Genomic DNA, 12,168 nt, shown 5'->3' with positions numbered 1-12,168 from the left:
CGAGTGCCTGTTACTGCCGGTGGGGCTGTGAGATGACCGAGGTGACTGCCGCGACACGGTGTGCCAAATCGTCGGCGGGGATGTCGATGAGCTCGTAGCCGAACGTGCGGTAGCTCTGTTCGTGGACCTTCTCGAAGACAAGCGATTCCTGGAAGCTGATCCGCCGGGCACTGGTGGGCTCGCAGAAACCCAGGTTGCGGATGAAGAGCACCTGGCGCTCGTAGATCTCCTCGGCGGTGATCCGCTCGATCTCAGCCGTCAGGGCCCGGGACACCGGCCGGCCGAGGTAGGTGGCCAACGCGTGTGTGCAGACCGGTGACCGGTCGAAGACCTGGACGGTGGCGGGGCCGGTGGCGGTGGCGGTGCCTTCCAACTGCCGCTCCCTCTGCAGCTCGACGACCTCGTCGACAAAGCTCGCCCGGGTCCACGGTTCCTCCTCGCCCTGGGCCTGCGCCCGTGCGATGACCGCGGTCGCTGCCTCCTCGACGACCTCGTAGCCGAGCTCATGAAGGCCGCGCAGGATCGCTGTCTTGCCCGCGCCGGGCGTACCGGTGAGAACGTACCGCCTCATGAGGGGAAGCCTTTCGTATGGTGCGAGACAGCCGGACTGAACCGGGTTGCGAGACCGCTCCCCGACCAAGCACCGTACGACGATGACTTCGGCACCCGCACCCACACCCGCAGCCGCACCCGAGATACGCCCCTACGCCCCCGCCGACCGCCCCGCCCTCGACGACATCTGTGTCCGCACCGCCCACGTCGGCCAGGACAGCCGCCCCCACTACGCCGACCCCGGCATCTTCCCGGCGATCTTCGCGGCACCGTACGTCCACCTGGAGCCGGAGCTGGCCTTCGTGCTGGACGACGGACACGGACAAGCCGTCGGCTACGTCCTCGGCACCGCGGACACGCCCCGTTTCGTCGAGGACTACCGGGCGAAGTGGCTGCCGTTGGTCGCCGACCGGTACCCGGAACCGAGGACTCCACCCCGCAGGCCCGACGACGCGATCGTCCCCCTCCTCCATCACCCCGAACGCATGCTCGTCCCGGAGGTCGCCGCCTACCCGGCTCATCTCCACATCGACCTGCTTCCCGAGTGGCAGGGGCGAGGGTACGGGCGGGCGCTGATGGAGGCCTTCCTCGACGCCCTGCGCACGAAGGGCGTACCGGCCGTGCACCTCTCCATGCTCACCGCCAACACCCCCGCCCGGTCCTTCTACGACCGCCTCGGCTTCCACGAGATCGAGGTGCCGGGCGCGGAGTCGACGGAGGTCACCTACCTCGGGCGCGCGACAAACCCTGATCCTCAAGAAAGGTAGCCATGTACCGTATCCGCTGTGAGTGACGCACCGAAGGCCCCCTCCCCCACGCCCGGCTACCTCGTCTGGCGCCTCGCCAACAAGTGGCGTACCGCCGTCGACCAGGCCCTCGCGCCCCTGAACCTCACCCACGCCCAGTACGTCCTGCTGGCCTCCCTCAGCGGGATGGAGCGCTCGGGCCGGCAGCCGAGTCAGCGGGAGCTCGCCGACCACACGGGGCTCGAGGCGCTGTACGTGTCGAAGCTGGCCCGCTCTCTGGAGGCGGCCGGGCTCGTCCGCCGTACCCGGGACGCCGAGGACACCCGGGTCGTGCGCCTGGCGCTCACCGACGAGGGCCGTAAAACCGTGCGGCCCGCCATCGGCGCCGCACAAGTGCTGCTCGAACAGCTGCTCGCCCCGCTCGGCGGGCTGGACGACCCGCGGACCGACGACTTCAAGCGCACCCTGACCGAGCTCCTCGACACCCCGCTCGGCTGAGACTCCCACTGGGCTGAAACTCCCACTGGCCCCGGACGAGGAAAAGCCGGTGAGGGCGCCCCGTCCCCACGGGGCCCTCACCGGCTGGTCGAGCAGCGGTTGCCGTACGCGTCAGACGCGCGCCAGCTCCCGGTCCTCGTCCGGATCCGCGTCACCGACCGTCTTCAGGTCGTCCTGCGTGCGCAGTCCCTCGCCCTCCACATCCACATTGGGCAGAGCACGGTCCAGCCACCTCGGGAGCCACCAGGCCTTCTTGCCGAGCAGCGCGAGCACCGCCGGGACGATCGCCATGCGGACGACGAACGCGTCGAAGAAGACGGCGATCGCGAGGCCGAAGCCGATCATCTTGATCATCGACTCGCTGGAGCTGATGAAGCCGCCGAAGACGGCCATCATGATGACCGCGGCGGCGGCCACGACCCGGGCACTGTGCCGGAAGCCGGTCACGATGGCCTGGCTCGGCGACTCGCCGTGGACGTACGCCTCCCGCATGCGGGTCACGAGGAAGACCTCGTAGTCCATCGCGAGGCCGAAGACGACGCCCACCATGAAGATCGGCATCATCGACATGATCGGACCGGTCTCCTCGACGCCGATCAGGCCGGCGAGCCAGCCCCACTGGAAGACCGCGACCACGGCGCCGAGCGCGGCGAGCACGCTGAGCAGGAAGCCGAGGGCCGCCTTCAGCGGGACCAGGATGGAGCGGAAGACCACGATGAGGAGGAGGAAGGCGAGGCCCACCACCAGGGCCAGGTACGGGACCAGCGCGTCGGTGAGCTTCTGCGAGAAGTCGATGTTCATCGCGGTGGTACCGGTGACCAGAACCCTCGCGCCCGTGTCGGCCTTGACGTCGGCGCCCTGGTCACGGATGGCGTGCACCAGGTCCTCGGTCTGTACCGAGGACGGCTTGGAGTCCGGGATCACGGTGATCGTCGCGGTGTCGCCGGCCTTGTTGAACGTCGCCGGGGTGACCGTGACGACGTCCTTGAGGCCCTTGATCCCGTCGGTCACCGTGGTGGCCGCCGCCTTGGGGTCGTCGCTGTTCTTCGCGTCGACCACGATCATCAGGGGGCCGTTGAAGCCCGGGCCGAAGCCCTCCGACAGCAGGTCGTACGCCCGACGCTGCGTCGTGGACGTCGGCTGCGAGCCGTCGTCGGGCAGGCCCAGCTCCAGCTGGCTGGCCGGGACGGCGATCGCGCCCAGACCGACCACGCCGAGCAGCAGCACCGCGACCGGACGGCGGATGACGAAGCTCGCCCAGCGGACGCCCAGGCCGGGCTTGGCCTGCGCCGCGGACTTCTCGGGCGCCTCGGACGTGTCGCCGCCACGCCGCTTGCGCTTCTCGCCCGACGGCCGGACCTTCTTGCCCGCGTACCCGAGCAGCGCCGGGATGAGGGTCAGCGCGATGAGGACGGAGACCACGACCGTGCCGGCCGCCGCGAGACCCATCTTGGTGAGCATCGGGACACCGACGACCGAGAGGCCCGCGAGGGCGATCACGACGGTGAGACCGGCGAAGACCACCGCGGAGCCGGCGGTGCCGGTGGCCCGGCCTGCCGCCTCCTCGCGGTCGCGGCCCTCGGCCAGCTCGCCCCGGTAGCGCGAGACGATGAACAGCGCGTAGTCGATGCCGACCGCGAGGCCGATCATCAGCGCGAGCGTGGAGGTGGTGTCGCCGAGGTCGAGCGCGTTGGCGAGGGCGGTGATGGTGGAGACGCCGATGCCGACACCGATGATCGCGGTCAGCAGCGGCAGTCCGGCCGCGACCAGCGAGCCCAGGGTGATGACGAGGACGACCGCGGCGATGGCGAGGCCGACGACCTCACCGATGGCCCCCGGCTCGGCCGCGGCCTGGAGGGCGTCACCTCCGATGTCGACGGTCAGCCCGGTGGCCCGCGCCTCGTCCCCGGCCGCCTCCAGGGCGTCCCGGGTCGTGTCCTTCAGCTCCATGCCGGGGGCGTCGTACTTCACCGAGGTGTAGGCGACGGTGCCGTCCTTGCTGACGGCGTTCGTCGTGAACGGGTCGGTGACGGAGACGACCTCGGAGCCGTCGCTCAGTTCCTTGACGGTCTTCGCGACGGTCGCCTTGTTGTCGGCGTCCGTCATCTTCTCGCCGTCGGGCGCCTTGAAGACGATGCGCCCGGTTCCCCCGTCGGCGCTGGCGCCGGGGAAACGCTGCTCCAGCAGGTCGAAGGCCTTCTGCGCCTCGGTGCCGGGGATGGAGAAGGAGGTGGTGCCCGGAGCGGGCGCGGAGGCCGCGCCGACGCCCGCGAGCGTCAGCAGGGCGACCCATATCAGGGCGACGAAATGCCGTCGCCGGAAGGCGAGCCGGCCGAGTTTGTAGAGGAACGTGGCCACGAGGGCGTACTCCCGGTCAGGTCGTGTGTTGTGCAGGGAAGGGGTGATCGGCCCGCTGGGGGGCAGGCTGGATCGTCCCGACGACTTGAGCGGTGACGTCAGGTGGTGACTGCGGGGAGGTCTCAGGTGGTGGGAACGCCGAGGGCGGGGAGGACGACGGCGTCGATGTACGAACGCAGGAATTCCTGCGTGGGAGGCAGCTCGTCGATGAGCGTGCGGGTGGCGAACGCGCCGACCAGCATGTGGACGATGTATTCGAGCGCGGGGCAGTCCGCCCGGAGCTCACCACGTTCGACAGCGCGCTGCACGACTCGGTCGAACTCACCCATCTCCGGCTCGACGAGCAGCTCCCTGAGCGCCCGCATGAGATCCGGATTCGAGTGGGCCGCCATGGCCAGCGCCCGCATCAGGTCGGAGTTGCGCTCCATGGTGCAGTCGTCCTCGCGTGACACGAGGGTGAGGAAGTCTTCCCGCAGGGAGCCGGTGTCGACATCGCCGATGGAACCCGGCTTGTTGTGCCTCATGGCCTTCGCGACCAGCTCGGCCTTGCCGCCCCACTGGCGGTAGAGGGTCGCCTTGCTGGATCGCGTGCGGGCGGCGACGGCGTCCATGGTGAGGGCGTCGTAGCCGACTTCCCGGAGCAGTTCGAGCACGGCCGTGTACAGCTCGGCCTCACGCTCGGGCGTGATCCGACTGCGACGCACCGTTGCGACCTCAGCCATCTGTCTCACCTTCCCACTCCGAACGACACGGTTTCGTACGTGACGAATGTAGCGCACTCTCAAGCGAAACGAAACTGTTTCGTTCGTGTTGCGCGTCACGCGAGGCGCCCCGCCCGGATTTTTCCATAAGTTGCCCGGGTCCATCCGGAGGAAAAGCATGGGGAGGTGAGCTATCTGCGCCTTCCGCATCTGAGCGGCGAACTGCTGTGCTTCGTGGCCGAGGACGACCTGTGGCTGGCCCCCCTCGACGGCCTGGGCCGTGCCTGGCGGCTCACCGTCGACCGCACCAAGATCGGCCACCCCCGCTTCTCCCCCGACGGCCGCCATCTCGCGTACACGAGCTGGCGCAGTCTGGTCCCGGAGATCCATCTGGTGCCGGTGGACGGCGGGCCGGGCCGGCAGCTCACCCACTGGGGGTCCGCCGACACCCAGGTCTGCGGCTGGACCCCGAACGGGACGATCCTCGCCGTCGCCTCGCACGGCGAGCCCTTCTCGTACTTCACCTGGGCCTACAAGGTCGATCCCGACGGCGACCCCGGCCGCAGGCTCCCCTGGGGCCCGGTCTCCGACATCCAGGTCGCCGACCTCGACGGCGAGCGCAGGACCCTGCTCCTCACCGGCACCCCGCCGCACGAACCGGCCGCCTGGAAGCGCTACCGCGGCGGGGCGACGGGCCGGCTGTGGCTGCACGGGGAGCGGCTGCTGGCCGACCTCCGGGGCCATCTCCACTCCCCCATGTTCGTCGGCGGCCGGATCGCCTTCCTCTCCGACCACGAGGGCATCGGCAACCTCTACTCGTGCGCGTACGACGGCTCCGACCTGCGCCGCCACACCGACCACGACGCCTTCTACGCCCGGCACGCGGCGAGCGACGGCACCCGGGTGGTGTACCAGTGCGCCGGCGATCTGTGGATCGTCGACGACCTCGCCGCGGACTCGGTGCCCCGCCGGCTCGACGTACGGCTGGGCGGGCCGCGCGCGGGACGCCGTAGGTACCAGGTCCCGGCCACCCAGCACGTGGACGGCATCTCGGTCGACGAGACGGGCCGCGCGAGCGCCGTGGTCGTGCGCGGAAGCCTGTACTGGCTGACCCATCGTGACGGGCCCGCCCGCACCATCACCGACACCCCGGGCGTACGGGTCCGGCTCCCGGAGATGCTCGGCTCGGTCGGCCAGGTCGCGTACGTGACGGACGCGGAGGGCGAGGACGCGATCGAGGTCGCCTATCTCCCCAGGGCGACCGGGGACCGCGAGCCCCGGCGGCTCGCGTCCGGCGAGCTGGGGCGGGTGCTGGAGCTGGTCTCCGACCCGCAGGGCGAGCGCCTCGCCATCGCCTCGCACGACGGACGGCTGCTGCTCATCACGGTGTCCGACGATGCGGCCACCGCCGCGGGGACCGAGGAATCGGACCGCGAGGACAGCGAGGACAGCGAGACCGAGGGCTCCGACGGCGAGGTGACGGAGCTCATCCGCTCGATCAACGGGCCGGTGCGCGACCTCGCCTTCTCGCCGGACGGAGCGTGGCTGACGTGGTCGCACCCGGGGATCGGACGGTCGCTGCGACAGATCAAGATGGCACGGATAAAGGACCGCCTGATCGTCGACGTGACCAACGGCCGCTTCGAGGACGAGAACCCGGTGTTCACGAGGGACGGCCGCTATCTGGCCTTCCTGTCCTGGCGCGGCTTCGATCCCGTCTACGACGTGCACACCGGCGACCTGTCCTTCCCGCTGGGCTGCCGCCCGTACCTGGTCCCCCTGTCCTCCGCCACGCCCTCCCCCTTCGCACTGAACCCGGAGGGCCGGCCCGCCGCCGGGGGCCTGGACCCGGTGGAGGAGGACGAGGGCGGCGACGGCACGGTGACCGTCGAGGTCGAGGGCCTGGCGAGCCGGGTGACGCCCTTCCCGGTCACCGCCTCCAAGTACTCGGCGCTGTACCCGGTCGCGGGCGGCGGCCTGGTCTGGCTGCGCTGGCCGATCTCCGGAGCGCTCGGCGAGACCTTCGCCAACCCGGACGACACCAGCGGCCGGCCGACCCTGGAGTTCTTCAACATCACCAAGGCGAAGAAGACCGAACTCGTCGAGCACCTCGACTGGTTCGCGGTCAGCGGCGACGGCTCGCGGCTGGTCGTCGTGGACGAGGGCGATCTGCGGGCGGTGCCCTCCAACGAGATCGGCGACAGCGACTCGACGGTCTGGATCGACTCGCGGCGCATCCTGCACGAGGTCGACCCGACCGCCGAGTGGCGCCAGGCGTACGACGAGGCCGGCCGGCTCATCCGCGCCTACTTCTGGGAACCCGGCATGTGCGGCATCGACTGGGACGCGGTGCTCGACCAGTACCGTCCGCTGGTCGAACGGGTCGCCTCCCCCGACGAGTTCGCGGACCTGCTGCGCGAGGTGCTCGGCGAACTCGGCACCTCCCACGCCTACGTCTCCGCCGCCCGCCGCAACGAGGGCCCGGCGCACTACCAGCGCCGCCAGGGCCTCCTCGGCGCCAACTTCGTCCGCCGGGACGACGGCTGGATGGTCAAGCGGATCCTGCCCGGCGAGTCCTCCGACTCCAAGGCACGTTCACCGCTGGCCGGCACGGGCATCCGGGAGGGCGCGGTGCTCACCCACGTGGACGGCCGTCCGGTGGATCCGGTGACCGGGCCCTACCCACTGCTCGCGGGAGCGGGCGGTACGACCGTGGAGCTGACGTTCACCCCGGCCCAGGGCGAGGGAGGCGCGCGGCGCGTGGCGGTCGTACCGCTCCTCGACGAGCGCCCCCTGCGCTACCAGGACTGGGTGGCCAAACGCCGGGCCGTCGTACGCGAGTTGAGCGGCGGACGCTGCGGCTATCTGCACATCCCCGACATGGGCGGCTCGGGCTGGGCCCAGTTCAACCGCGACCTGCGCATGGAGGTGTCCCGGCCCGCGCTCATCGTCGACGTACGCGGCAACGCCGGCGGCCACATCAGCGAACTCGTCGTGGAGAAACTGACCCGCCGCATCCTGGGCTGGGACCTGACCCGGGACGCCCAGCCGGTGTCGTACGCCTCCAACGCCCCGCGCGGCCCGGTGGTCGCCCTGGCCGACGAGGCGACCTCCTCGGACGGCGACATGATCACGGCGGCCTTCAAGCTGCTGAAACTCGGCCCGGTCGTCGGCCAGCGCACCTGGGGCGGAGTCGTCGGCATGACCGGCCGCCACCAACTGGGCGACGGCACGGTGATCACGGTGCCGATGAACGCGGCCTGGTTCGACGCGTACGGCTGGTCCGTGGAAAACCACGGCGTCACCCCCGACCTCGAAATCCAACGCACCCCCCTGGACTGGGCGGAGGGCCGCCACGCCCAACTGGACGACGCGGTGAAACTAGCCTTGGACCTCCTGGAGACCAACCCCCCGGCAACGCCCCCGGATTACGCGAACGTCCCGAACCACTCAAGGCCAAAACTCCCCCCGCGCATCTAATTGGGGGCGGGGTGATTCCCTCAGGGGCGCGGGGAACTGCGCGACCAGCCCCCACCGACCCGCACCCGACAACGCACCCAACAACGCAAGCAAAAACGTGGGGCACCCTTCCAAAGAAGGGCACCCCACGTTTCAAAGGCCGAAGCCGACCGAAGCGTCAGGCGTCGTAGTCCTGCGCGAGGCGGTCCTCTTCCTCGCGCCGCATCCGCTCCGTCTCCTCGTCGCGCTCACGCATGGGGTCCTGCCCCTGGCGGCCACGCTCCCGGCCGGGCTCCTGGCCGCGCTCACCGCGCTCGCCACGCTCCCGCGCCTGCTGCGCCTTCTGCTTGGCCTGCTCCTGCCACTGCTCCGACTTGTCCTGGAACTTGTCCTTCATACCCATGTGGGTTCACTCCCGTGGTGGGTGGTGTCTGGGGCCCCTTGGCGGGGCCTCGACCAGATTCACACGGGCGGTCACCGCACGCATGTCGATCAGTCACGGTGCGTAGCGCGAGCCTCCTCATCAGCCGCCCCACCTGCACCGACGAGCCCGGTCCGCATGCCCTCCAGCCGGGTGGCGAACCGCCGCATCTCCCGTTGTCCGACGGTCCCGATGACCGCGGGCAGATACCCGCGCACCCCCTGCATCCCGCGCAGCCACCACTGGCCGTACACATGGCTCGACCGCCGCTCGATCCCGGCGACGATCCGGTCCACCGCCGGTCCCAGCGGATACGTCTTGTTCGACGGCCACGGCAGCCGCTGCCGCAACTCCCGCATCACATCGTCCTGATCGGCGCCCCGCACCATGTCGGTGTCGGTCCACGACAGGTACGCCACGCCCACCCGCACGCCCCGGTAGCCGACTTCGCCGCGCAGACTGTGCGCGTACGCCTCCACGCCCGACTTGGACGCGCAGTACGCCGTCATCATCGGCGCCGGCGTGATAGCCGCCAGCGAGGCGATCTGCAGCAGATAGCCCCGGCTTTCCATCAGCACCGGCAGGAAGGCCCGCGCGGTCACCGCCGATCCGATCAGGTTGACCTCGATCACCCGCCGCCAGGCCACGGGATCGGAGTCGACGAAGGGACCGCCGGTGGCGACACCCGCGTTGGCGACGACGATGTCGACCTTGCCGAACCGCTCCTTGACCTCCTCGGCGACCCGGGCCATAGCCTCGTGGTCGGTGACGTCGGCGTACCAGTGGGCGCTGTCGCCGTGCAGCCGCTCGGCGACCTGCTTGAGCGCGTCCGGCTCCAGGCCGACCAGCGCCACCTTCGCGCCGCGCGCGGACAACTTCCGGGCCAGCAGCTCCCCGACGCCGCGCGCGGCTCCGGTGACGACGGCGACCTGTCCTTCGAGGCTGACCCCGGTCATGCGCCCTCCTTGATGTGCGCGTACGTCGCGACGAGTTCACGGATCTTCCCGGTGACCGGCTCGGGCGCCTCGACCGGTGTCATGTGGCCGATGCCGGGCAGTTCGGCGAGGCCCAGGCAGTCGGGCAGTGCGGCGGCCAGGGCGCGGGCCTGCACCGGGGGTGTCAGCCGGTCGGCCGAGCCGACCAGGACGGCTGTCGGTGCCGTCAACGCCCGTACGCCGTGGTCGAGATCGAGCAGGCCGAGCACCTCCGACCAGGCGTGCCGCACCTTGCGCGGACAGGCGTGCACGATCCGGGCGCACGCCTCGACCATGTGCGGGGCCGAACCGGCGCCCATCGTGCCGTACTTGAGGATCCGCCGGGCGAGTGGCGTGACCGGACCGAGCGGGGCGCGCGAGCCGAGGAGCCGCTTGGTCAGCGCGGTCCGCAGCCGGCCCGCCCGCATCGGTATCACCAGCGACTCGGCGACCAGCCGTGACGCGCCCGTGCTGCACAGCAGGACGGCCGCCGCGTGCTCCTGGACACCGGCCCTTCCGGCGGCGGCCATCACCGTCATCCCGCCCATGGAATGACCGGCGATCACGGCCCTCTCCCCCGGCGCGAGGGTCGCGTCCAGTACGGCTTCGAGGTCGTCGGCGAGGGCGTCCGTACTGCAGGCGGGGCTCGCCGGGCTGCGTCCGTGGCCGCGCTGGTCGTAGGCGATCACGCGGTGGTCGGTGGCCAGTTCGCGTATCTGGGCCGCCCAGAAGGCGGTCGAGCAGGTCCAGCCATGGACGAGGACGACGGCCGGCGCACCCTCGGGTCCGTGCACCTCGACGTGCAGACGGGCCCCGTCGGCGGAGACGGCGGTGAGTTCGCGGGCGGGGACGGGCGGGGCGTAAGGCCCGGAGGAGACGTGGAGGAGACGGCTCATGCGCTGACCTCGGCCTTCTTCACGGCTGCCGTCCGCAGCACCTCGTACTCGCTCAGGTCGACCCGCCGCGTCACCCGCCGGAACTCGGTCGTGGTTCCCGGCCAGAGGGTGGTGTTGCGGCCGTTCGCGTCCAGGTACCAGCTCTCGCAGCCGGTGTTCCACACCGTGCGCTTCATGCGCTCCTGCACCCGCCGGTTCCACGCGTGCAGGGCGCTCGGGCGGGCGTCGAGGGCGACCCGGCCGCCGAGGACGTCCAACTGCCGCAGATAATCGGCCATGTAGTTCAGCTGCGACTCGATCATGAGGATCATGGACGAGTTCCCGAGACCGGTGTTGGGCCCGATGACGGTCATCCAGTTGGGGAATCCGGGCACCGAGGCGCCCCGCAGCGCCTCCATCCCGCCCGCCGCCCAGGCCTCGGCGAGCGTACGGCCGTCCGCGCCCACCACGCGGTCGGCGATCGGCATGTCGGTGACGTGGAAGCCCGTACCGAAGACGATCGCGTCGACCTCGGCCTCGGTGCCGTCGCCGGCGACGACGGTCCGGCCGCGGACCTCGCTCAGGCCGCTCGCGACGACGTCCACATTGGGCTTGGCGAGCGCCGGGTAGTACTCGCTCGACAGCAGGATCCGCTTGCAGCCGATGCGGTAGCCGGGCGTCAGCTTGGCGCGCAGGGCCGGGTCCTTGATGGAGCGGGCCATGTTCCGCTTGGCCACCGACTCGACCAGGCCCAGTTCGTCGGGGCGCTTGGTGAACAGCTGGACCTGCAACTCCCGGATGCCCCACAGGAGTCCGCGCCGGAGCCGGGTGGTCACCGGCAGCCGCCGGTGCAGTCGGCGCTCGGCCTCGGTGATCGCCCGGTCGACGCGGGGCAGCACCCAGGGCGGGGTGCGCTGGAAGAGGGTGAGCTTCGCGGCGAGGGGCTGGACGGCCGGCACGATCTGGATCGCGGAGGCGCCGGTGCCGACCATGGCGACCCGCTTGCCGCGCAGGTCGTAGTCATGGTCCCAGCGGGCCGAATGGAAGACCTTGCCGGGGAAGGTGTCGAGCCCCGGGATGTCCGGGATCCTCGGGTCGGACAGCGGGCCGGTGGCGGAGACGACGAAGTCGGCGGAGAGCGGCCCGCCGGCCGTCTCGATGTCCCAGCACAGCCGGTCCGTGTTCCAGGTCATCGTCTTGACCTCGGAGTCGAAGCGGATGTGCGGGCGCAGCCGGAAGACGTCGGCGACGTGCTCCAGGTAGGCGCGGATGTGTCCCTGTCCGGAGAAGGTGCGCGGCCAGTCGGGGTTGGGCGCGAAGGAGAACGAGTACAGGTGGGACGGCACATCGCAGGCGCACCCCGGATAGGTGTTGTCCCGCCAGGTGCCGCCGACACTGCCGGCCCGCTCCAGGACGACGAAGTCGGTGACCCCCTCGCGCCGCAGCCGTACGGCGGCCCCGAGTCCGCCGAACCCCGACCCGATCACCGCCACCCGGACATGTTCGTGCTCGTGCTCGGCCATCCCGAAGCCTCCACGCATCTCTGAACTCCGCCAGTGAACACTGGCGCAATGGGAGAGTAGA

At 70.7% G+C, this 12,168-nt stretch carries 10 protein-coding genes; 3 read left to right on the top strand and 7 right to left on the bottom strand.

The window, feature by feature from the left end:
* Positions 1-10: 10 nt before the first annotated feature.
* Positions 11-571, bottom strand: a complete 561-nt coding sequence (locus OG252_RS29430) for an ATP/GTP-binding protein (RefSeq protein WP_329339877.1) — start codon at positions 569-571, stop codon at positions 11-13.
* An 82-nt stretch (positions 572-653) separates the two neighbouring features.
* Here OG252_RS29430 and OG252_RS29425 point away from each other — a divergent pair, with 82 nt between their 5' ends.
* A complete protein-coding gene (locus OG252_RS29425; RefSeq protein WP_329339876.1) occupies positions 654-1,319 on the top strand; it encodes a GNAT family N-acetyltransferase in 666 nt (221 codons plus the stop codon).
* Between the two features lie 18 nt (positions 1,320-1,337).
* On the top strand, positions 1,338-1,796 hold the full coding sequence (locus tag OG252_RS29420; protein WP_329339874.1) for a MarR family winged helix-turn-helix transcriptional regulator: 459 nt from the start codon (positions 1,338-1,340) through the stop codon (positions 1,794-1,796).
* Between the two features lie 111 nt (positions 1,797-1,907).
* On the opposite strand, the gene OG252_RS29415 is transcribed toward OG252_RS29420, so the two are convergent.
* Both OG252_RS29415 and OG252_RS29410 read right to left on the bottom strand, forming a co-directional pair.
* Positions 1,908-4,154, bottom strand: coding sequence for an MMPL family transporter (locus OG252_RS29415; protein ID WP_266438231.1), 2,247 nt, complete (start codon positions 4,152-4,154; stop codon positions 1,908-1,910).
* 122 nt (positions 4,155-4,276) lie between these two features.
* Entirely contained in the window at positions 4,277-4,876 is a 600-nt protein-coding gene (locus OG252_RS29410) for a TetR/AcrR family transcriptional regulator (protein WP_266438228.1), read from the bottom strand.
* A gap of 165 nt (positions 4,877-5,041) precedes the next feature.
* Between OG252_RS29410 and OG252_RS29405 the strand changes: the two genes are divergently transcribed.
* Complete coding sequence (locus OG252_RS29405; RefSeq protein WP_329339870.1) at positions 5,042-8,335, top strand: S41 family peptidase; 3,294 nt, start codon at positions 5,042-5,044, stop codon at positions 8,333-8,335.
* A 157-nt stretch (positions 8,336-8,492) separates the two neighbouring features.
* Here OG252_RS29405 and OG252_RS29400 read toward each other — a convergent pair whose 3' ends face one another.
* The 4 genes from OG252_RS29400 to OG252_RS29385 all read right to left on the bottom strand — a co-directional run bounded on the left by OG252_RS29400 (position 8,493) and on the right by OG252_RS29385 (position 12,107).
* Positions 8,493-8,717, bottom strand: coding sequence for a hypothetical protein (locus OG252_RS29400; RefSeq protein WP_266438222.1), 225 nt, complete (start codon positions 8,715-8,717; stop codon positions 8,493-8,495).
* Positions 8,718-8,806: 89 nt separating this feature from the next.
* The gene (locus tag OG252_RS29395) at positions 8,807-9,691 is read right to left on the bottom strand and encodes an SDR family oxidoreductase (RefSeq protein WP_266438219.1); all 885 of its coding nucleotides are present in this window, start codon (positions 9,689-9,691) and stop codon (positions 8,807-8,809) included.
* Positions 9,688-10,605: an alpha/beta fold hydrolase gene (locus tag OG252_RS29390; protein WP_266438217.1), complete on the bottom strand. Its 918-nt coding sequence runs from the start codon at positions 10,603-10,605 to the stop codon at positions 9,688-9,690. Before OG252_RS29390 ends, OG252_RS29395 begins: the two co-directional genes overlap by 4 nt.
* On the bottom strand, positions 10,602-12,107 hold the full coding sequence (locus tag OG252_RS29385) for a flavin-containing monooxygenase (protein ID WP_266438214.1): 1,506 nt from the start codon (positions 12,105-12,107) through the stop codon (positions 10,602-10,604). Before OG252_RS29385 ends, OG252_RS29390 begins: the two co-directional genes overlap by 4 nt.
* Between the last annotated feature and the right edge of the window lie 61 nt (positions 12,108-12,168).

The organism is Streptomyces sp. NBC_01352 (assembly GCF_036237295.1).
Lineage (GTDB): Bacteria > Actinomycetota > Actinomycetes > Streptomycetales > Streptomycetaceae > Streptomyces > Streptomyces plumbiresistens.
The sequence above is the reverse complement of the archived record's forward strand: the minus strand, read 5'-3'. Positions and strand labels throughout refer to the sequence as shown.